17 protein-coding genes are annotated in these 21,256 nt (G+C 67.4%); 14 read left to right on the top strand and 3 right to left on the bottom strand.

All coding sequences use genetic code 11. The annotated features are described in order from the left end of the window. The first annotated feature begins 160 nt into the window (after window positions 1-160). The 6 genes from sucB to AWC08_RS03625 all read left to right on the top strand — a co-directional run bounded on the left by sucB (window position 161) and on the right by AWC08_RS03625 (window position 6,972). The gene (gene sucB, locus AWC08_RS03650; protein ID WP_069435336.1) at window positions 161-1,987 is read left to right on the top strand and encodes a 2-oxoglutarate dehydrogenase, E2 component, dihydrolipoamide succinyltransferase; all 1,827 of its coding nucleotides are present in this window, start codon (window positions 161-163) and stop codon (window positions 1,985-1,987) included. A gap of 15 nt (window positions 1,988-2,002) precedes the next feature. Beyond that, window positions 2,003-2,914, top strand: a complete 912-nt coding sequence (locus tag AWC08_RS03645; protein WP_065136508.1) for a TIGR01777 family oxidoreductase — start codon at window positions 2,003-2,005, stop codon at window positions 2,912-2,914. Window positions 2,915-3,000: 86 nt separating this feature from the next. Then, window positions 3,001-3,753 (top strand): flavodoxin family protein, encoded by a 753-nt coding sequence (locus AWC08_RS03640; RefSeq protein WP_069435337.1) that lies wholly within the window; start codon window positions 3,001-3,003, stop codon window positions 3,751-3,753. Between the two features lie 27 nt (window positions 3,754-3,780). Further along, the gene (locus AWC08_RS03635; RefSeq protein WP_069435338.1) at window positions 3,781-4,632 is read left to right on the top strand and encodes a hypothetical protein; all 852 of its coding nucleotides are present in this window, start codon (window positions 3,781-3,783) and stop codon (window positions 4,630-4,632) included. Window positions 4,633-4,648: 16 nt separating this feature from the next. Next, on the top strand, window positions 4,649-5,308 hold the full coding sequence (locus AWC08_RS03630; RefSeq protein WP_065136511.1) for an RraA family protein: 660 nt from the start codon (window positions 4,649-4,651) through the stop codon (window positions 5,306-5,308). Continuing rightward, complete coding sequence (locus AWC08_RS03625) at window positions 5,305-6,972, top strand: acetolactate synthase large subunit (protein ID WP_069435339.1); 1,668 nt, start codon at window positions 5,305-5,307, stop codon at window positions 6,970-6,972. Before AWC08_RS03630 ends, AWC08_RS03625 begins: the two co-directional genes overlap by 4 nt. Before the next feature lies 1 nt (window position 6,973). Here AWC08_RS03625 and AWC08_RS03620 read toward each other — a convergent pair whose 3' ends face one another. Continuing rightward, window positions 6,974-7,330 carry a DUF1622 domain-containing protein gene (locus tag AWC08_RS03620; RefSeq protein ID WP_065136513.1) on the bottom strand — a complete coding sequence of 119 codons (357 nt, stop codon included), beginning with the start codon at window positions 7,328-7,330 and terminating at the stop codon, window positions 6,974-6,976. A gap of 60 nt (window positions 7,331-7,390) precedes the next feature. Between AWC08_RS03620 and lipB the strand changes: the two genes are divergently transcribed. The 4 genes from lipB (at window position 7,391) to AWC08_RS03600 (ending at window position 12,508) form a co-directional block, all read left to right on the top strand. Further along, window positions 7,391-8,080, top strand: coding sequence for a lipoyl(octanoyl) transferase LipB (gene lipB / locus AWC08_RS03615; protein ID WP_069435569.1), 690 nt, complete (start codon window positions 7,391-7,393; stop codon window positions 8,078-8,080). Continuing rightward, window positions 8,077-9,012 (top strand): lipoyl synthase, encoded by a 936-nt coding sequence (gene lipA, locus AWC08_RS03610; RefSeq protein WP_065136515.1) that lies wholly within the window; start codon window positions 8,077-8,079, stop codon window positions 9,010-9,012. The genes lipB and lipA overlap by 4 nt, the downstream gene beginning before the upstream one ends. Window positions 9,013-9,038: 26 nt before the next feature. Next, a complete protein-coding gene (locus AWC08_RS03605; protein ID WP_069435568.1) occupies window positions 9,039-9,791 on the top strand; it encodes a DUF4191 domain-containing protein in 753 nt (250 codons plus the stop codon). A 380-nt stretch (window positions 9,792-10,171) separates the two neighbouring features. Next, a complete protein-coding gene (locus AWC08_RS03600) occupies window positions 10,172-12,508 on the top strand; it encodes a PE family protein (RefSeq protein ID WP_085087377.1) in 2,337 nt (778 codons plus the stop codon). A 3-nt stretch (window positions 12,509-12,511) separates the two neighbouring features. On the opposite strand, the gene AWC08_RS03595 is transcribed toward AWC08_RS03600, so the two are convergent. After that, entirely contained in the window at window positions 12,512-12,934 is a 423-nt protein-coding gene (locus AWC08_RS03595; protein WP_065136518.1) for an RDD family protein, read from the bottom strand. A 228-nt stretch (window positions 12,935-13,162) separates the two neighbouring features. Here AWC08_RS03595 and glnA point away from each other — a divergent pair, with 228 nt between their 5' ends. From glnA to AWC08_RS03575, 4 genes are all read left to right on the top strand, one after another. Continuing rightward, window positions 13,163-14,599 carry a type I glutamate--ammonia ligase gene (gene glnA, locus AWC08_RS03590; RefSeq protein WP_065136519.1) on the top strand — a complete coding sequence of 479 codons (1,437 nt, stop codon included), beginning with the start codon at window positions 13,163-13,165 and terminating at the stop codon, window positions 14,597-14,599. 139 nt (window positions 14,600-14,738) lie between these two features. After that, a complete protein-coding gene (locus AWC08_RS03585) occupies window positions 14,739-17,411 on the top strand; it encodes an ATP-binding protein (protein ID WP_232007897.1) in 2,673 nt (890 codons plus the stop codon). A gap of 121 nt (window positions 17,412-17,532) precedes the next feature. Further along, complete coding sequence (locus tag AWC08_RS03580; RefSeq protein ID WP_142283391.1) at window positions 17,533-19,116, top strand: protein kinase family protein; 1,584 nt, start codon at window positions 17,533-17,535, stop codon at window positions 19,114-19,116. A gap of 211 nt (window positions 19,117-19,327) precedes the next feature. After that, window positions 19,328-19,819, top strand: coding sequence for a DUF2231 domain-containing protein (locus tag AWC08_RS03575; protein WP_069433908.1), 492 nt, complete (start codon window positions 19,328-19,330; stop codon window positions 19,817-19,819). Here the strand turns inward: AWC08_RS03575 and pdxR are convergent. Then, window positions 19,809-21,179 carry a MocR-like pyridoxine biosynthesis transcription factor PdxR gene (gene pdxR / locus AWC08_RS03570; RefSeq protein WP_083271177.1) on the bottom strand — a complete coding sequence of 457 codons (1,371 nt, stop codon included), beginning with the start codon at window positions 21,177-21,179 and terminating at the stop codon, window positions 19,809-19,811. The genes AWC08_RS03575 and pdxR overlap by 11 nt on opposite strands. Window positions 21,180-21,256: the final 77 nt, after the last annotated feature.

The raw sequence follows: 21,256 nt of genomic DNA, 5'->3' as shown, positions 1-21,256 counted from the left end.
CACGCACCCGAAGTCGCCGCGCCCTGAATGTGGGTAGCCGGTGGCAGAGTGAAAGGATAAGTTCTGACCTCGACATGGATTGCGCACCCGCTACCTGACGGTGTGGTAAGCCAGAGGTCGATCTGCGCCGATCCGACGACCGTTCGAGGAGTCAACTGAGATGGCCTTCTCCGTCCAGATGCCGGCACTTGGTGAAAGCGTCACCGAGGGAACGGTCACCCGGTGGCTCAAGCAGGAAGGCGACACGGTCGAAGTCGACGAACCACTCGTCGAAGTCTCGACCGACAAAGTTGACACCGAAATCCCGTCCCCGGCCGCCGGTGTGCTCACCAAGATCATCGCTCAGGAGGACGACACCGTAGAGGTCGGCGGCGAGCTGGCCATCATCGGCGACTCGGCCGACGATGCCGGTGACGACGGCGGCGGCCAGCAGGGCGGACAGGACGGCGGCCAGGACTCGTCGGAGGCGGCCGAGCAGGACACCGCTCAGGAGACTTCCGCGGCTGAGGAGCCGGCGCAGGAGGAGCCCGCCAGCGAACCGGAGCCCAAGCAGGAGGCCTCCGACGGTGGCGACGCGACGCCGGTGCTGATGCCGGAGTTGGGCGAGTCGGTGACCGAGGGCACCGTGACGCGGTGGCTCAAAAAGGTCGGCGACTCGGTCCAGGTGGACGAGCCGCTGGTGGAAGTGTCCACCGACAAGGTGGACACCGAGATCCCCTCGCCGGTGGCCGGCGTGCTGGTCAGCATCACCGCCGAAGAAGACGACGTGGTGCAGGTCGGCGGGGAGCTGGCCAAGGTCGGCAGCTCGGATTCGGGCGGGGGCTCGGCCCCCAAGCCGAAAGCCCAACCCAGTGAGGAAAGGGCCGAGGCCGAACCGGAGCCCGAGCCGGCGCCCGAACCGGAGCCGGCGCCCGAGCCCAAGCCCGAGCCCAAGCCCGAGCCCAAGCCCGAACCCAAACCCGAGCCCAAGCCGGAACCCAAACCCGAGCCCAAGCAAGAGTCCAAGCCCGAACCACAAGCCGACGCCGGTTCGGACGGCGGCCCCTATGTGACGCCGCTGGTGCGCAAACTGGCCGCGGAAAACGACGTCGACCTGGCCGAAGTGACCGGTACAGGCGTGGGCGGGCGGATCCGCAAGCAGGACGTTCTCGCCGCCGCAGAGAAGAAGCAGCAGCCCAAGGAGGAGGCCAAGCCGGCCGCCCAACCGTCGGCTCCGGCGGCGAAGCCGGCCGCTGCGGCCGCTCCGGCCTCGTCGCTGGCCCATCTGCGCGGAACCAAGCAGAAGGCCAGCCGGATCCGTCAGATCACCGCCGCCAAGACGCGCGAGTCCCTGCAGGCCACCGCGCAGCTCACCCAGACCCACGAGGTCGACATGACCAAGATCGTGGCGCTGCGCAACCGGGCCAAGACAGCGTTCGCCGAGCGCGAGGGCGTGAACCTGACCTTCCTGCCGTTCATCGCGCGGGCGGCCATCGACGCCCTGAAGATCCACCCGAACATCAACGCCAGCTACAACGAGGAAACCAAGGAGATCACCTACTACGACGCCGAACACCTCGGGTTCGCCGTCGACACCGAGCAGGGACTGCTCTCTCCGGTCATCCACAACGCCGGCGACCTGTCGCTGGCCGGTTTGGCCCGCGCGATTGCCGACATCGCCGCCCGCGCCCGCTCGGGGAACCTCAAACCCGACGAGTTGTCCGGTGGCACCTTCACCATCACCAACATCGGTAGCCAGGGCGCGCTGTTCGACACCCCGATCCTGGTGCCGCCGCAGGCCGCCATGCTGGGCACCGGGGCCATCGTCAAACGCCCTCGGGTGATCGTCGACGAATTCGGTAACGAGTCCATCGGTGTCCGGTCGATCAGCTACCTGCCGCTGACCTACGACCACCGGCTCATCGACGGCGCGGATGCCGGACGTTTCCTGACCACGATCAAGCACCGACTCGAAGAGGGGGCCTTCGAGGCCGACTTGGGGCTTTAAGGAGGACCCCGAACCGTGGCCAAAGCGGTGATCGCGATTGCGGGTTCGTCTGGCTTGATCGGTTCGGCGCTGACCGCTGCGCTGCGCGCGGCCGACCACGAAGTGCTGCGCATCGTGCGCCGTACCCCAGCGAACTCCGAAGAGCTGCACTGGAATCCGGAAAGCGGCGAATTCGATCCGGACGCGCTCACCGATGTCGACGTGGTCGTCAACTTGTGTGGCGTCAACATCGGCCAGCGCCGATGGTCGGGAGCGTTCAAGCAGAGCCTGCGCGACAGCCGGCTCGCGCCGACCGAAGTGCTGGCCGCCGCCGTCGCCGACGCAGGGGTCGGCACGCTGATCAACGCCAGCGCGGTGGGTTACTACGGCGACACCAGAGACCGCGTAGTCGACGAAACCGATGCCGCCGGGCGGGGCTTTTTGGCCCAACTGTGCGTGGACTGGGAGGCGGCCACCCTGCCCGCGCAGTACGAAGGCGTCCGGGTGGTGCTGGCCCGCACGGGTGTGGTGCTGGCCCCTTCGGGCGGCGCACTACGGATGATGCGACCGGTGTTCTCGGTAGGCCTGGGCGCGCGGCTCGGCAGCGGCCGTCAGTACATGTCGTGGATCAGCCTGGAAGACGAGGTCCGCGCCCTGCTGTTCGCCATTTCCCATCCCACGCTGTCCGGGCCGGTGAACCTGACCGGACCGGCGCCGGTGACCAACGCGGAGTTCACCACGGCCTTCGGCAGGGCGGTCAACCGCCCCACGCCGATGGCCGTGCCCGGGTTCGCGGTGCGCGCGGCCCTCGGGGAATTCGCCGACGAAGGACTGCTCACCGGTCAACGCGCCATCCCAACCGCTTTGGAGCAGGCGGGTTTCCAATTCCACCACAACACAATTGGCGAGGCGCTCGACTACGCCACGGCCCGTCGCGATCAGGACTGAATACTCCCTTATCTGTCGCGATTGCGGTATCTTGCTTCCGGCCCGTATCAGCCCGTATCAGCCGACCGGACGGACAATGGAGAAGCGTGACTGCCTCGGTTTTTCATGATCTGAAAAAGGAGGGGCCGCTGTATGCGCTCTTCCTGAACTGCACCCTGAAGAAGGGTCCGGAAATATCCAATACCGAGGCACTGTGCAACCTGCTCATCGAACGCCTCAAAGCCCATGAACCGGACATCGAAACCGAGATCGTCCGCGTCGTCGATTACAACGTCAAGCCCGGCATCGGAAACAATGAAGGCGAGGGCGACGAATGGCCGCTGATCCTGGAAAAAGTCAAGCGCTGCAACATCATCGTGCCCGCGATGCCGATTTGGATGGGGGTGCGCTCCTCGGTGATGCAACGGGTTATCGAGCGCCTGGACGGCACCACCAAGACGGTGATGTGCGAGCGCACCGGCCAGTTCCCGCTCTACGGCACCGCGGCCGGGTGTGTGGTGACCGGCAATGAGGACGGCAGCCACGACTGCGTCGCCAACACCTTCGCCAACCTGCTGCACTTCGGTGTCACGGTCCCGCCCAACACCGATCTCTACTGGGTCGGCGACGCCGGGCCGGGAGCCAGCTACATCGAGGCGGGCGGCGAGCTGTCGCCGTATGTGCGGCGCAACGCCGAACTGACCGCCATCAACCTGCTCTTCGCCGCCAAGCTGCTGCGCGAGAACCCCTACACCGTCAATATTGCGGAGCAGAACGCAAAGATGATGCGGCGCAACGAAGTCAAGATGGCCGCGATGAAGCTGGCCATCAACTACATGCGCGAGAACATGCCGGACTGATCGGCTCGTCGACCCATCGTCACAGCCATGCAGGGTGATCCGCTTCCCAGTGTCGGCGAGGCCGAAGCGACCGGGCACATCGCCGAACTCTACGAAGACATCCGCACGACGCTCGGGATGTCATTCGTCAACCTGGTGTGGCGCCACCTCGCCGCGATCCCGGGTGGCCTGGACTGGACCTGGGCGACGATGAAGCCGCTGTATGCCAACGGCGCCGTGTACTCCGAGGCCGACGCGCTGCGCGCCGCACCGCAGCTGCCGCCGGTCCCCCGGTTCCCCACCGCGGCCCTGCGCTCGATCGGCATCGACGCCGACCACGAGACGACGATCAGGGCAACGCTTTCCGGCTACGACCGGGGCAATCCGCTGAACACCGTGGCGTTCTGCGCGGTCCTGGCCCGCCTGCACGGAGCGACACCGCCGCCGTGCCCGCCGGTGCGGCCTCCGACGCGTCCGGCGTCAGCGCCGCCCGTGTTGAGCCCGCTGAATTTCGACCAGATGCCGGCCCATGTGGCGGAATTGGTCCGCAGCGTCAACCTGATCGGCGCCCGCGGACCGGGGCGAGCCTTGCAGGTCAGCCTGCCCAGGAATCTGGCCCGCTGGCCGGGCATGTTGGTGCTCTACTACGCGGCGCTGCAACCGTTGCACGACAGCGGATCACTGTTGACCGCCGTCGACTCCGTGGTGGCGGACGGCAGAAGGCGCGGGGCGGCGGTCAGTGGAGCGCTGGGCCGCACCGGCCTTCCCGACGCCGCGACGACGGCAGCAGTGCGAGCTTCGCTGGAACAGCTGATACCCCACGCGATGGGGCGCATGATTCCGGTTGTCAGCCTGCTGCTTCGGATGCTGCCCATTGGCCCACAAGGAAATACCGGTTGATTGGAAAGGTGAAGGCATGAAGCTGACCGAGTTGGTTGCGGGTCTGGGAGTCGCCGATGTGGTCGACGCGATGACGATGACGCATGCGCATCGCGCTCACATCATCGAACTCGACAGCCCGGATCCCAGCCGGGTACTCATCGGCCCGGCGGTGACGATTTCCTATCTGCCGGTTCGCAAGGACCTGATGGATCCGGAGAAGCACAGCCTGGGACCGGCCATCTACCGGGCCGTCGCCAAGCATGACCCCGCGGGAGCGGTGCTGGTGATGGCATCCAACGGCTACCCCCACACGTCACTGGGCGGGGGCACCAAGCTCAGCCGGGTGGAAAACCTGGGCATGGCAGGCATTCTCGCCGATGGCAAACTGCGCGACTACGAAGAGCTGAACACCTACCGGTTCGCCACCTACAGCCGGGGCGAAACGGTGCGCGCGGGCGGCAACGAAGTCCAGCCCTACCTGGCCGACGTCCCGATCTCCGTCGGCGGTGTGACCGTCGTACCCGGAGACGTCATCTTCGCCAAAGGTTCGACGGCCGTGGTGATCCCGGGTGGTGAGGCCGAAGCGATCCTGACCAAGGCGCGCAACATCATGCACAAGATGGATGCTGCCAAGGAAAGCCTGAAGAACGAAGACCCCGAGACGGTGCTGAGTCAGGGCAGCGGCGAGCTGTGAGCGCGCCGGCCAACACCAGCGAACAGTTGGTCAATGCCCTCGCCGACGAAGGCGTCGAGTACGTCTTTGGCATTCCGGGCGACGAGAACCTGCACTTCATGGAGGCACTGCGCAAAGACGGCCGGATCACCTTCGTCCTGTTCCGTCACGAGCAGGCCGCGGGTTTCGCCGCGGCCGCCTACGGACGGCTCACCGGCAAGCTTGCCGTCGCCATGTCGACGCTGGGGGCGGGTGCGATGAACCTGACGACACCGGTGGCGCACGCCTACCTGGCAGCCATGCCGATGCTGGTGATCACCGGCCAGAAAGCGGTGCGGGACAACAGGATGGGCCAGTACCAACTGGTCGACGTGGTTGACGTGATGCGCCCGATCACCAAGTTCGCCGCCAAGATCCCGTCCGGCCCGATGGCCGGATCACTGGTGCGCCAGGCGATGATGTCGGCGCTGGGCGGACGCCAGGGCCCGGCACACCTGGAGTTGCCCGACGACGTGGCCCGCGACACCGAGCTCGGCCCGTCGGTTCCGTGCCGGCACAGCGACATACCCGTCGCGACCCAGCAGAGCATCGACGTCGCGGCGGCGCTGATCCGCACCGCCGGCCGCCCTCTGATCATGGTGGGCGGCGGCACCCGGGCCAACCGGCCCGAGGTGGCGGCGGCCGCGCGCGCGCTGATCGACAAGACCCAGATCCCTTTTGTCGCAACGATGATGGGCAAGGGCGTCGCCGACGAGGATCATCCGCTCTACGTGGGCTGTTCGATCATGCCCGCCGACTATCCGAACTGCGCCATCCAGGCGGCCGATGTGATCCTCAACGTGGGCCACGACGTGATGGAAAAACCCACCCTGTTCATGCGGGCCGACGGCGCCCAGACCGTCATCCACCTCAATCCCTTCGCCGCCCAGGGCGACAACAGCTACTTCCCGCAAGCCCAGATCGTCGGCGAGATGGCCGACGCGCTGCGACGGCTCACCGCCCAGCTTGCCCCTAACCCCGACTGGGACCACGACGATTTCCACCGACTGGCCGAAGCGACGCGAAATAGCGTCGCCCGCTCGGCGACCGACACCTCTGCCCCGGCCAAACAGGGCCACCTCATCGCCACACTGCGCGACTTCATGGCCGACGACGACATCCTGTCCCTCGACAACGGCATCCACATGATGTGGGCGACAAGGAATTTCAATGCCCGCCAGCCCAACACCATGCTGATCGACCACGCGCTCGGATCGATGGGTATCAGTCTGCCCGCCGCGATCGCGGCCAAGCTCGTCCATCCCGAACGCAAGGTTGTGGTGTTGACCGGCGACGGCGGGTTCGCGATGAACATCCAGGATCTCGAGACCGCGGTGCGGCTGCGCCTGGACCTGATCGTGGTGGTGTTCAACGACAAGAGCCTGGGCATGATCGCGATGAAGCAGACCGCCGACGGCTACCCGCGGTACGGCGTCGATTTCGACAATCCCGACTTCGTGGGGTTGGCCCGCAGCTATGGCGCCACCGGGCACCGCCTCACAGACCCGGCGCGATTCCGTGCACTGCTCGACGAGGCTGCGGCGGCGGGCGGCGTGCACATCATCGACGCCCCGGTGGATCCGCACGCGAACATGGCGCTGATGCAGGAGATGCGGTCGGTCGACTGTTCGCGCGGCGACCGTTAGCTCACGCGGCCTCCGCCTTCGAATCCGCTTCCCGCCAGGGCCATTTGCCGGTCATCTCGACGGTCAGCGACAGGCTCAGAAAGGTGCGGATCGCCACGACGCCGGCCAGTGCGGCAACGTGCTGGGTGTTGGGCGTGACGACGATAGTCTTGACGATGTCGCCGGCCACCAGGAATTCCAGGCCGATCAGGATCGCACGCCCCAGGTTGTTGCGCAGGTCGCGATAAGCCTGGTCGGGCTGGCGTGCCACCCGTGCGAGGAACAGCGAACAGGCGATCACGCAGCCGATCACGATCACCGAGACACCTGCGACATCGATGGCCGAGCCGACGTGGTCCACGATCTGCAGCAGATTCATGGCAGGCAGATTAGCGGCTGGTGGATCTGTCGGGCGGGTGCTTCGCGTAACGTCGCTGAGGTGAGGGCTTCAATCCGGTCCAGCCCCGCTCCCATTGAGGTACGGCAGCTCGACACGATCGATTACCAGGGTGCCTGGCAGTTGCAGCGCGAGCTGGCCGATGCCCGGTTCGCCGGCGGACCCGACACCCTTTTGCTGCTGCAACACCCGGCCGTCTACACCGCCGGCCGGCGCACCGAGGCGAACGAACGGCCCCTGGACGGCACCCCCGTCGTCGATACCGATCGCGGCGGGAAGATCACCTGGCACGGTCCCGGGCAGCTGGTCGGCTATCCGATCATCGGTCTGGCCGAACCGCTTGACGTAGTGAACTACGTGCGGCGTCTCGAAGAAGCCCTGATCAAGATCTGTGGCGCCCTCGGCCTGGAAGCGGGGCGAGTGGACGGACGCTCCGGTGTCTGGGTGCCGGGACGGCCCGCCCGCAAGGTCGCCGCGATCGGGGTGCGGGTTTCGCGTTCGACGACGCTGCACGGGTTCGCCCTGAACTGTGACTGCGACTTGGGGGCATTCAACGCGATCGTGCCGTGCGGCATCACCGACGCCGGTGTCACCTCGTTGTCCGCCGAACTCGGCCGTCACATCGCGGTGGACGACGTCAGAGCCGCGGTCGCCGAGGCCGTGTGTGACGCTTTGGACGGGGCTCTGCCGGTACGGGATCATTTGGCCGGCCGCGTAGCATCGACGCTGTGACTGTCGCTCCTCAGGGTCGGAAACTGCTGCGCCTTGAGGTGCGCAATGCCCAGACCCCGATCGAGCGCAAACCGCCGTGGATCAAGACCCGGGCCCGGATGGGACCGGAGTACACCGAGCTCAAGAGCCTGGTCCGGCGCGAGGGCCTGCACACCGTCTGCGAAGAGGCCGGCTGCCCCAACATCTTCGAATGCTGGGAGGACCGCGAGGCGACCTTCCTGATCGGCGGCGACCAGTGCACCCGCCGCTGCGATTTCTGCCAGATCGACACCGGCAAGCCCGCCGAACTGGACCGCGACGAGCCCCGGCGAGTGGCCGAGAGCGTGCAGACGATGGGCCTGCGCTACGCGACGATCACCGGCGTCGCCCGCGACGACTTGCCCGACGGCGGCGCCTGGCTGTACGCCGAGACGGTGCGCGCCATCAAGGAGCTCAACCCGTCCACCGGCGTCGAACTACTGGTCCCGGACTTCAACGGCGAGCCCGCCCGGCTCGCCGAGGTCTTCGAGTCCCGGCCGGAAGTGTTGGCGCACAACGTCGAAACCGTGCCGCGAATCTTCAAGCGGATCCGTCCGGCCTTCACCTACCAACGCAGCCTGGATGTGCTTACCGCTGCACGCGATTTCGGCCTGGTCACCAAGAGCAACCTGATCCTCGGTTTGGGCGAGACTCCCGATGAGGTGCACACCGCGCTAGCCGATCTGCACGCCGCCGGCTGCGAGATCGTCACCATCACCCAATACCTGCGACCCACGGCCCGCCACCATCCGGTGGAGCGATGGGTGACACCGGACGAGTTCGTCGAGTTCGCCCGGTTCGCCGAAGGGCTGGGCTTCGCCGGCGTTCTGGCCGGTCCGCTGGTCCGGTCCTCCTACCGGGCCGGCCGGCTCTACGAGCAGGCCCGCACGGCACGAACCTCCACGCCCGGATAACCGGCGCGTACGTATCCTTAGTGACTATGGCGAAATCCCGAACTGCTGCCGAGAACAAGGCTGCCAAGGCCGAGGCGGCGGCCGCCCGCAAGGCTGCTTCCAAACAACGGCGGGCTCAGCTGTGGCAGGCGTTCAACATGCAGCGCAAGCAGGACAAGCGCCTGCTGCCCTACATGATCGGCGCGTTCGTGCTGATCGTGGCGGCCAGCGTGGCGGTCGGGGTGTGGGCCGGTGGGCTGACCATGATCGTGATGATCCTGTTCGGGCTGCTGCTGGGCGCGCTGGTGGCGTTCATCATCTTCGGCCGACGGGCGCAGCGCAGCGTGTTCCAGCAGGCCGAGGGCCAGACCGGCGCCGCCGCCTGGGTGCTGGACAACCTGCGGGGCAAGTGGCGGGTGACCCCGGGCGTTGCCGCGACCGGACACTTCGACGCGGTGCACCGGGTGATCGGCCGGCCTGGCGTCATCCTGGTCGGTGAGGGTTCGGCGACTCGAGTCAAACCCCTGCTCGCACAAGAGAAGAAGCGCACGGCGCGAGTGGTCGGTGAAGTGCCCATCTACGACATCATCGTGGGCAACGGTGAGGGCGAGGTTGCGTTGGCAAAGTTGGAGCGCCACCTGAATCGCCTTCCCGCCAATATCACCGCAAAGAAGATGGATACCTTGGAATCCCGGCTGGCCGCGCTCGGTTCCCGGGCCGGTGCCGCGATGATGCCAAAAGGGCCGCTGCCCAACTCCGGCAAGATGCGCGGTGTGCAGCGTACGGTACGCCGCAAGTAATTCGTGCCGGCCGGCTCAGCCCAGCCGGCAATTCGCCAATTTGAATCCAATTCGCCGCGAATTCTTGTATTTCCTGGCCACGCCGCCGTCGCCGGTCGCGGCGCAGCCTCGCCCGTATCAGCCTCGTTCCCGCTGCCAGCACCTTCCGCAATGCCGGGAAAAGTTGCGTTGTAAAGCCATTTGACAAATTAGCTTCAATTTCCATTTTTTGACTGTTTGTATAAGCGCTTAACATTGACAGTACCGGCAATAAAGTACTTGATAACGTTTTGATAAATTAGCGCGAATCCAGCCACCATTACCCGTACGTTTGCGCCTGTTATTTCGGGCAATTCGAAGCGACCCGTCGGTAGCCGGGTCTCGACGGCGGGAGGACAGCAGTGTCGTTTGTGATCGTGTCGGCGGAGAGCGTGGCGGCGGCAGCGTCGAATCTGGCGGGTATCGGGTCGGCCGTCAGCGCGGCCAACCACGCGGCCGCGAGTTCGACAACAGAACTGTTGGCCGCCGGCGCCGACGAGGTGTCGGAAGCCATCGCCGAACTGTTCAACGGCCACGGCGAGATTTATCGCGCCGTCAGCGCCCAGGCGACGGCCTTCCACGACGAATTTGTGCGGGTCTTGACCGCGGGCGGGACCGCCTACGGCAGCGCGGACGCGGTGAACGCTTCCCTGCAGACGATTCAGCAGAACTTGCTCGGCGCGATCAACGCCCCGACTCAGACGCTGCTGGGCCGCCCGCTGATCGGCAACGGCGCCAACGGGTTGCCCGGTACCGGGCGCAGCGGCGGAGCCGGCGGGCTGTTGTTCGGTAACGGCGGCAACGGCGGGTCGGGCGCGGCCGGCCAGCAAGGCGGTAACGGCGGAGCCGCCGGCCTGTTCGGTAGTGGCGGTTCCGGCGGCGCCGGCGGCGCCGGCGCGAACGGCGGCGCGGGAGGCACCGGCGGGTGGCTGTACGGCAACGGCGGATCCGGGGGCATCGGCGGCCTGGGCCTCGGCGGGTCCGGCGGAGCCGGTGGCGCCGGCGGCAACGTCTTCGGGCTGATCGGCACCGGCGGGGCAGGTGGCACCGGAGGACTCGGCACTGTCGGAGGCGCGGGCGGCAGCGGCGGCAGCGGCGGCGTGCTCTTCGGGGTCGGTGGCAATGGCGGCGCCGGCGGAGTCGGTGCGGCTGGCGTCGGCGGAGCCGGCGGTAACGGTGGCAACGTCTTCGGGCTCATCGGCAACGGCGGGGCGGGCGGCGTCGGCGGGCAAACCGGTGACCCGCTTGCGGCGGCGCCTGCCGGCGGCAACGGCGGCACCGGCGGGTTGCTGTTCGGCAACGGCGGGGCCGGCGGTGCCGGCGGATACAACATCTTCGGTGGTCCCGGCGGCGCGGGCGGACAGGGCGGCGACGTACTCGGGCTCATCGGCGACGGCGGGGCCGGTGGCGCCGGCGGGTACACCACGACCGGCACTGCCGGGGCCGGCGGCGCCGGCGGCGGCAGCGGGCATTTGTTGGGCAACGGCGGTATCGGCGGGAATGGCGGCATAGCGACCGCCGCGGGCGGCACCGGCGGGGCCGGGGGGGCCGGCGGCAACGCGCTCACCGTAATCGGCAACGGCGGTGCCGGCGGTCTGGGCGGCAACGGTGTGGCCGGCGCCGGCGGGGCCGGCGGCAGCGGTGGCCACGGCGGCCTGGTGATCGGCTTCGGCGGCAATGGCGGAGCCGGCGGCGTCGGCGCTGCCGGGCTCGGTGGAATCGGTGGCAACGGCGGCAACGCAATCGGTCTGGTCGGTGACGGCGGAGCCGGCGGCGTCGGCGGGCAGAGCGCGTCGGCGGCCAACCAGGCAGCAGCCGGGGGCGGCGGCGGGACCGGTGGCTTGTTGTTCGGCAACGGTGGCGCCGGAGCCGCCGGCGGCTACAACACCCTCGGCGGCGCCGGCGGCGCCGGCGGTCGCGGCGGCAACGTGTTGGGGCTCATCGGCGATGGCGGGGCCGGCGGCGCCGGCGGGGCCACCACCAATGGGACGGGTGGCACCGGCGGGGCCGGCGGGGTCAGCGGGCGGCTGTTCGGCAACGGCGGTCTGGCCGGCAACGGCGGCACCGCCACCAGCCCCGGGGGCACCGGCGGGGCGGGCGGCACCGGCGGCAACGCGATCGCCCTGGTCGGCAACGGTGGAGCCGGTGGGGTGGGCGGCTACGGCGTGTTCGGCAACGGCGGGGCCGGCGGCAACGGCGGCACCAGCGGTCAACTGTTCGGCTTCGGCGGCAACGGCGGACTCGGCGGGATCGGCGGAGGCGCGGCCGGGGTCGGCGGGATCGGCGGCAACGGCGGCAGCGCGATCGGGCTCATCGGAAACGGCGGCAACGGCGGACTCGGCGGGTTCGGCTTCACCGGTGGCGCGCACGGCGGCAACGGCGGCAACGGCGGGGTGCTGTGGGGCAACGGCGGAGACGGCGGCAGCGGCGGCCAACTCGGCGGTGCCGGCGGCAACGGCGGCAACGCCGGGATGTGGTTCGGCAGCGGCGGCGCCGGTGGCGACGGCTATGCCGGCGACAACGGCGTCATCAAGGGCGGCAACGGCGGAAACGGCGGTCGGGCCGCCACCGGCATCGGCTTCGGAGGCAACGGCGGCAGCGGCGGGCTCAACGCGGGCGCCGGCGGCGGCACCGGAGGCGCCGGCGGCCAGGGCAGCGCGCTGCCGGGCACCGCCGGCAGCGGCGGCGCCAACGGGTGAGCGTCAGCGGCGTAGCACCGCGGTTCTGGTCAACCGGTCCTGCAGGCCTCGTCCATCGGTGTCGGTGAACAACGGCGGGACCACCAGGAAGATCAACAAGCCGCGGGCCAGGGCGCGGCCGATGCCGATCGGCAATCGGCCATCGGTCGCCGCCACCTGGATACGCAATGCCAGCTGGCCCGGGCTGAAGCCGAAGAGCCGCACGGACACCGCGCCGATCACCAGCCACACCACCGCTTGCACCGTCGACAACAACGTGTCGGAGATTGCGCCGAGCGTCAGTGCCAGCAGCGCCAGTCCGCCGGCGATCAACCAGTCGACCAGGAGCGCCAACAGGCGCCGTCCCATCGGCGCCATTGAACCTGGCCCCGTCCGCGGCAGGCCGAGGGTTTCGCCGGGGTAACCCGCCGGTGATTCCGCCGTCATCGACGGCGTCCGGTGACCTCGGCCGTCCGCCGCCGGGACAGCCCGTTCAGCATTGACGTCGGACCGGTTACGATCTTGCGGGCCATGGCCTTCACAATAGGGCCCGGCGGTCACCCGGGTGCTGTTGTCGCCGCCGTGGTACGTAACGTCTGCGCAACACGGGGTTGACTGACGGGCAACAACTGCTCCCTAGCGTCGGCCGCGAATCACCAAGTAAAGGAGCCTTCCGTGACGGATAAGACGCCCGACGACGTCTTCAAACTTGCCAAAGATGAAAACGTCGAGTTTGTCGACGTCCGTTTCTGCGATCTGCCCGGCATCATGCAGCACTTCACCATTCCGATCTCGTTCTTCGACGAGAGCGTGTTCGAGGACGGCCTGGCCTTCGACGGCTCGTCGATCCGTGGTTTCCAGTCAATCCACGAGTCCGACATGTTGCTGCTGCCGGACCCCGAAACCGCGCAGGTCGACCTGTTCACACAGGCCAAGACCCTGAATCTGAACTTCTTCGTGCACGACCCGTTCACCCTCGAGCCCTACTCCCGCGACCCCCGCAACGTCGCCCGCAAGGCCGAGAATTACCTAATCAGCACCGGCATTGCCGACACCGCGTACTTCGGCGCCGAGGCCGAGTTCTACATCTTCGACTCGGTGGCCTTCGACTCGCGCACCAACGGCTCGTTCTACGAGGTGGACGCCATCTCGGGTTGGTGGAACACCGGGGCGGCCAACGAGGCCGACGGCAGCCCCAACCGCGGGTACAAGGTTCGCCCCAAGGGCGGTTACTTCCCGGTGGCGCCCGTCGACCACTACGTCGATCTGCGCAGCAAGATGCTGCAGAACCTGATCGCGGCCGGGTTCAGCCTGGAGAAGGGCCACCACGAGGTGGGCACCGGCGGCCAGGCCGAGATCAACTACAAGTTCAACACGCTGTTGCACGCGGCCGACGACATGCAGCTCTACAAGTACATCGTCAAGAACACCGCGTGGGCCAACGGCAAGACCGTCACCTTCATGCCCAAGCCGCTGTTCGGCGACAACGGCTCCGGCATGCACACTCACCAGTCCCTGTGGAAGGACGGCAGCCCGCTGATGTACGACGAGACCGGGTACGCCGGCCTGTCGGACACCGCGCGCCACTACATCGGCGGCCTGCTGCACCACGCCCCGTCGCTGCTGGCATTCACCAACCCGACGGTGAACTCCTACAAGCGGCTGGTGCCCGGTTACGAGGCGCCGATCAACCTGGTGTACAGCCAGCGCAACCGGTCGGCGTGTGTCCGTATCCCGATCACCGGCAGCAACCCGAAGGCCAAGCGCCTGGAGTTCCGCTGCCCCGACTCCTCGGGTAACCCGTACCTGGCGTTCGCGGCGATGCTGATGGCCGGCCTGGACGGCATCAAGAACAAGATCGAGCCGCAGGCGCCGGTCGACAAGGACCTCTACGAGCTGCCCCCGGAGGAGGCTGCGAACATCCCGCAGGCTCCCACCCAGCTGTCCGCGGTGATCGACAAGCTCGAAGAGGACCACGAGTACCTCACCGAGGGCGGCGTGTTCACCCCTGACCTGATCGAGACCTGGATCAACTTCAAGCGGGAGAACGAGATCCTGCCGGTGCAGATCCGGCCTCACCCCTACGAGTTCGCGCTGTACTACGACGTCTAAAGGCTGACGTCTGAAGGCTGACGTCTAAATAGACGCCGGCCGTACCGCCTGACTCGACGACACCACCCGCGCTGCGATCGCATTTCCGATTGCCGCGCGGGTGGTGTCGTCTTGGTTCCGGTTGTGAGATTCTGCCGGTGTGTCCGCGGCGGCTGCTCCTTCGGGGGTGGTGACGTTTCTCTTCACCGATGTCGAGGGTTCTACCCGTCGGTGGGAGGCGGACGCCGAAGCGATGCGCTCCGCTCTGACCGCACACGACGAGGTGTTGCGCCAGGTGATCGAGGCGCACGGCGGCTTCCTGTTCAAGCACACCGGCGACGGCGTGTGTGCGGCTTTCGCCTCGCCTCGCTCGGCGGTGGATGCCGCGGTGGCTGCCCAACACAAGCTCGAGTTGCCGGTGCGGATGGGCTTGGCGACCGGTGAAGCCGAACTGCGCGAAGCCGACTACTTCGGGGCGGTGCTCAACCGTGCGGCGCGCGTAATGGCCGCCGGGCATGGCGGCCAGATCCTGCTGGCCGAGTCGACGGCAGGTCTGCTCAGCGGAGTGGATCTGGTCGAGCTGGGACCGCGGCGATTGCGGGATATTCCCGTGCCGCTCAGCCTGTTTCAGGTCCGGGCCGCGGGCTTGGCCACGGAGTTCCCGCCGCTGCGGGCGCTGGATACCAGTCCGGGAAATCTGCGGCCCGCGAGCACCAGCCTGATCGGGCGCGATACCGACGTCGCCGCCATCGCAGCGGCAATCAAGACGCATCAGGTGGTGACCCTCACCGGCGTGGGCGGAGTCGGCAAGACCCGTCTCGCGGTACAGGTGGCCACGGAACTGGCTGAGGTGTTCCCCGACGGGGTGTGGTTGTTCGAGCTGGCAACAGTCACCGATCCGGCGGCGGTGCCGGACGCGGTAGCGTCCGTTCTCGGCATCACCCAGCAACCGGGCAAAACCATCACCGAGTCGGTCGCCGTCGCGTTGGAGGGCCGACTCCGGCTGTTGGTTCTGGACAACTGTGAGCACGTTCTCGACGCCGCCGCCGACCTGATCGAAGCGCTCCTCGCGCACTCGTCCACCGTGCGCATCCTCGCCACCAGCCGCGAGGGGCTCGGCGTGCCCGACGAGCAGGTGCGACCGGTGCGGCCGTTGGATGCCGAAACCGGAATCGACTCCGCGGCAGTGTCTTTGTTCGTCGAACGCGCCCAAGGCATTACGTCGAACTTCTCTTTGGCCGACGCCGGTGAGGCCGCGGCCGTCACCGAGATTTGTCAACGCCTGGACGGGATTCCATTGGCCATAGAACTGGCGGCCTCCCGGATGGCGTCGATGACGGCCGGCGAGGTGCGCGACCGTCTCGATCACCGGTTCCGGCTGCTAGTCGGCTCGCGGCGCGGCCTGGAACGCCACCACACGCTGCGCCATGCGGTCGCGTGGTCCTATGACCTCCTGCACGACGCCGAAAAGGCTGTGCTTAACCATTGCTCGGTCTTCGCGGGCGGCTTCAACCTGCACAGCGCCTGCGCCATAGCCGGATCGGGCGACCTGGATGAGTACGGCATGCTCGAGGTACTTGACACGCTGGTACGTAAGTCGCTGCTCGTGGCCGACCGATCTGCCTCGCACACAAGGTTTTTCATGCTGGAAACGATCCGTCAGTTCGCCGAGGAGCAACTGGTCGCCGGCGGTTCGTCCGCCGACATTCGGGCCGCCCACTCGCGGTACTTCGCGGAGCTCGAGACCGACATCATGGACCTGTGGGACAGCCCGCGCCAGCGCGAGGCGTACGACTGGCTCACGGTCGAGTTCGCCAATCTGCGCACGGCGTTCCGATGGGCCGCCGAACACGGTGATCTGAACACGAGTGCCGCCATCGCGGCGTACGCAGCACTGCTTGGTCCATTCCTCGAGAATTACGAACCGATCATGTGGGCCGAAGAGCTGATTGAACCCCTCCGCGCCGTCCAACATCCGCGACTGGCCGCCGTCTGTGTGGGGGCGTCGCTCTGTGTGCTTGTGGGACGCCTCGACGAGGCTGTGCAATACAGCGAGATCGGCCAGGATGTCATCGCGACTGCCAGCGACACCGTGACGTACTTCGGTGAACCGTGGCTCGGCAGTGCATATCTGTTTGTCGGCCAGCCCGATCGGTATGTCGAGATGTGCCGCGCCCAGCTGTCCCGCAGTGCTGACGCCAATCCCATGGCTGAAGCGAACCTCGCGTTCGCCTTGGCCGTCGCCGGTTCGACGGACGAGGCCACAGTAGCCGCCGACGGTCTTTTCGACGCCTCCCGCGCGATCGGCAATCCGTGGGTGCTCGCGTTCACGCTCTTCGCCTGTGGGTATGCCTTTCGCGACACTGATCCCAACCGCTCGCTCGATGCGTTACGCCGCGCGGTGCTCGTCGCGCAGAACACCGGAAACCGCTTCTTCGAGACCCAGCTGGGGTACTGGATGTGCGGACTTGAGGCCGAGCAAGGAGATCCGCTGACGGCTTTGGATCGTCTTCACGCCGCCATCCGCAATAACCATGAATCGGGCAACATCGGCATGTTGCCCAACCCGCTGGCCATCCTGGCCCTTCTCCTCGACCGCCTCGGCCGCTACCAACCGGCGGCCATGATCACTGGTTTCGCTGCAGCCAAGCCAATGGCCGCGGTCACCTTGCCTGAACTCGGCGCATTGATCGCGCACTTACGCGAGGCCCTCGGTGAACAGGCCTACGAAACGCTCACCCATCAGGGGCAAACGATGACCACCACCGCCATGGTGACGTACGCCTGCGATCAAATCGACCAGGCCCGAACTGAACTCGGAGGCTCCACCTGAGCCGTTGCAGTCCGCGGGTTTGACTACGCCCCTGCGCGGTTATTTGATTGGCGACCAGTGTCAGCATCCGGTCGCGTCTGTGCCGATGCGGTCGGTGCTCTGCGGGGAGCGAGACGAAGTGATGACCGCCAACCAACCGATCGCGCCGGACGCCGCGACGGCACACATTCCCTATCTGTGGACGGAGCCGCGTTCGCCCAGCGGCGCAGCGCTCGTCGCCGGCGCCACCATCGCCAGCGGCCGCATTCGGCTGCTGTTGTTCTACGGCGAGTCGGCCCATCTACAGTTCTGGCAGGCCGCCGACACCGTGACCGGCCAACACCTGGCCATCACCGTCGTCGACCCGGAGAACGAACTGCCGACGGGGACCGTCGACGCGATCCTTTCCCGTACCGCACGTCTGCGCGGTATCGACTCGCCGTCGGTGGCGACGGTGATCGACGTGGGCCGCGATTACTGCGGCGGTGTGGTGGTGTCGGAGTGGATCCGCGGTGCCACGCTGAAAGAGGTGGCCAACACCAACCCGTCCCCCATCGGTGTCGCCGACGCAGTGCTTTCGCTGGCGGAGGCCACCGAGGCGGGTCACCGAGCCGGGTTGACACTGTCAGTCGACCATCCCGCCCGGATCAGGGTCAGCGTTGACGGGCGCGCGGTCCTCGCATTTCCGGGGACGCTGCCCGACGCCACACCGCCCGATGACCTGCGGGGCATCGGCGCGGTGATGTATGCGCTATTGGTAAACCGCTGGCCCTTCGAAAGCAAAGCAGTACAACAGGATTGGCACATCACGGCGACCGACGCGCAGGGACGCATCCAGGAACCCGCGGCCGCCAACCCGCGCATCCCGTTCCTGGTTTCCTCCACCGCCGCGGCCCTGGTCCGCGATGGCGAGAACATCCGCAGCGCGAAAACCATCACGACCCTGCTGCGCGAGGCCAGCGCGGACGCGAAGAACTCCGCAGGTCCCGGCCCGGGCCGCGAGCGACCCGCCCTGCCGCCCCCGGGCCACTACGCCGCCTTCGGCAATTTCGGGCCGGCCGAGCGGGCCGATTACGCCCGCCGACAGCTTCTCAAGACATGCCTCGGAACGGCGGCCGCAGTCGTACTGGTCCTATTGATCACCTTCGCCACCACCATCAGCGACGTGGTCGGCACGTTCGACACCCAGGCGGGGATGAACGGCGACAAACTCGGACTTCATCCGAGCGTGCCGCCCCCCGGTCCCTCGCTGGTGGCGGCGAATCCGGCACCGGTCAAGGTGCTCAAAGCATCGGTTTTCTCACCCGGCGGCGCGCCAGACAACCCCGGTTCGGCCGGATTGGCTACCGACGGCGATCCCGCCACCGCCTGGTCGACCGACACCTACTTCGACCCGGAACCGTTTCCGAAATTCAAGGACGGGGTCGGACTGCTGCTGCAGCTTGCCGAACCGACAACGCTGAGCGCGGTCACCGTCGACCTCAACAGCTCCGGCACCGTCGTACAGATCCGGGCAGCATCGAACGCGACGCCCGCGAAAGTCGGTGACACCACCGAACTCAGCCCGCCAGCCGCGCTGCAACCCGGCCACCACGTCATCCCCGTGACATCCTCTGCCGCAACCACTTTCGTGCTGTTTTGGATCGGAACTCTCGGGACCACCGGCGGGCGGAGTCATGCCGACATCTCCGAGCTGACAGTGCAGAGCGCAGTCCAGTTGAGATAGCGGCATCAAGCGGCCCATCGGAGCCTCGTCATCGCCGGAACGGACCCGCTCCATGCCTGAGGAGTCTGGGGCACTCGCTCAGCGGAGATCATGTGCTGGCGTTGGTCACGGACGTGGCCAAGGGTAATAAGACCCCCTCCACCCGCTCAGGCACCAGACAGCGACGGCTGACAGGATCGGACCGGAACCAGACCCTAGCGGAAGGACTCCGATGACCGTCTTCAGCGGTTTGCCAGCGCATGTCCTTTTCGTGCATTTCCTCGTCGTGCTGGTGCCGCTGACCGCGTTGCTCGAGATCGTCTGCGCTGCGTGGCCGGCTGTGCGTCGGGGGCAGATCGTGTGGCTCACGCTGGCGCTGGCGACCGTGGTCATGGTGTTGACCCCGATCACCGTCGAAGCCGGCGAGTGGCTCTACGATCTGCTCGCCAACTCAGACCCGATCCTGCAGGAGCACGCGGAACGCGGCGGTTGGATGACCTATTTGGCGGCGGCTCTGCTGGTGGTGGCGATCGCGCTGGCGGTACTGCATGTCGTCGAACGCCGCTCCGACGAGCCACGGCGGGTGGCTAAAGCCGTTGTCGCAGTGCTCGCAGTGGGGGTAGGTGTCGCATCGATGGTTCAGATCTACCGGATCGGTGACACCGGCGCCCGGTCGGTGTGGGGCAACGAAATCGCGCACCTGAGGCAGGTCCTTAAGAAGTGACGGTCCGCATCAACCGGCCGAGATGGTCGAGCGCATTGGCGTATTCATGTTCCGCCGGGCTCCCGTAGCCGACGACGATGCCCGCGGTGCGATCACCTGTCCCGTGCCAGAACGGGGCCAGACCGGTCAGGGCGATGTTGCGTTTGCGCGCCAGGTGGACAACGTGGGATTCGGTGCGGTCCTCGGGCAGCGAGACCACGGCGTGTAGTCCGGCGGAAATCCCCTGTACCGACACCGCGGGCGCGCAGCGATCCAAGGTCTCCACCAGCGCGTCTCGGCGATTGCGGTAGCGGCGGCGCATCTTCCGGACGTGCCGGTCCAGGGCTCCCGATTCGATCAGCTGCGCCAACGCCAACTGCGCCAGCACATCGGTGCCCCGGTCGGCCCGCCGCTTGGCTTCGATCACCTGCTCGACCAGCCCGCCGGGCAGAGCAAGCCAGCCGAGCCGCAGACCGGGAGCCAGGCTCTTGCTGGCACTGCCGGCGTAGATGACCTGTTCGGGCGCCAAGCCCTGCAGTGCGCCGACGGGGTGGCGGTCATACCGAAACTCCCCGTCGTAGTCGTCCTCGATCAGATACGCACCACGCGCTGCGGCGACGCGGGTGAATTCGGTGCGCCGGTCGGCATCCAGCGTCATGCCCAGCGGGGCTTGGTGCGCAGGGGTCAGGACCGCCGCCTGCGCCGAGGCCGGCCATCCGCCCGGCCGGGCGCCGCTGCCGTCGACGTCCAGCGGGTGGACGCTGAGCCCGGCGGCTTCGATGATCGCCCGGTGGTCGGGCAGACACGGATTCTCCACGGCCAGCGATCCGGCCCCACCTGCGGCCAGCGCGTCGCATACCAGCCGTAACCCCTGGGTGAAGCCGCTGCAGATCACGATGTGTTCACTGCTGGTGAGCACGCCGCGCACCCGGCCCAGATAGTCGGCAAGCACCGCCCGCAGGCGTGGCGAGCCGCGCGGATCGGCCGGTCCGAGCTCCGCATTTTCGGTGACGACCAACGCGCGTCGCAACGCGCGCAGCCATTCCTGGCGGGGAAACATGCTCAGGTCCGGCCGGCCCAGCCGGAAATCGGCGACGACCCGAGGCGGGGCGCTGCGCGCGCTCACCCGAGCCGGTGTCGAAAGCCCGTGCGCCACCTGGGTTGCCGCGCCCGGCCGGGTTCGAAGGTATCCCTCGGCCGCCAGCTGCGAGTACACCTCGACGACGGTTCCGCGCGCCACCTGGAACTGCGCGGCCAGCGCCCGCGACGACGGCAACCACTGCCCGGGAGCCAGTCGATTATCCCGAATGGCTTGTCGCAGTGCACTTTCTAGCGCCGCCCGGCGTCCTCTCCCGGGCGGCAGGTCCAGATGGAGATCCAGTCCACCGGACTCACTGGTCCATGAAACAACCATCGAATTGGACCTTATCGGTGAACTGCTCGCTTCGTAAGGTCGCA

The organism is Mycobacterium gordonae, from assembly GCF_002101675.1.
Lineage (GTDB): Bacteria > Actinomycetota > Actinomycetes > Mycobacteriales > Mycobacteriaceae > Mycobacterium > Mycobacterium gordonae.
This window is presented reverse-complemented; position numbering and strand designations above follow the sequence as displayed.

Excerpts from the sequence above, each read along its gene's own strand:
- AWC08_RS03575 (WP_069433908.1), top strand. The coding sequence starts at position 19,328 with ATGACCGTCTTCAGCGGTTTGCCAGCGCATGTCCTTTTCGTGCATTTC.
- AWC08_RS03630 (WP_065136511.1), top strand. The coding sequence starts at position 4,649 with ATGAAGCTGACCGAGTTGGTTGCGGGTCTGGGAGTCGCCGATGTGGTC.
- AWC08_RS03580 (WP_142283391.1), top strand. The coding sequence starts at position 17,533 with ATGACCGCCAACCAACCGATCGCGCCGGACGCCGCGACGGCACACATT.
- AWC08_RS03595 (WP_065136518.1), bottom strand. The coding sequence starts at position 12,934 with ATGACGGCGGAATCACCGGCGGGTTACCCCGGCGAAACCCTCGGCCTG.
- AWC08_RS03620 (WP_065136513.1), bottom strand. The coding sequence starts at position 7,330 with ATGAATCTGCTGCAGATCGTGGACCACGTCGGCTCGGCCATCGATGTC.
- sucB (WP_069435336.1), top strand. The coding sequence starts at position 161 with ATGGCCTTCTCCGTCCAGATGCCGGCACTTGGTGAAAGCGTCACCGAG.
- AWC08_RS03605 (WP_069435568.1), top strand. The coding sequence starts at position 9,039 with ATGGCGAAATCCCGAACTGCTGCCGAGAACAAGGCTGCCAAGGCCGAG.
- AWC08_RS03635 (WP_069435338.1), top strand. The coding sequence starts at position 3,781 with ATGCAGGGTGATCCGCTTCCCAGTGTCGGCGAGGCCGAAGCGACCGGG.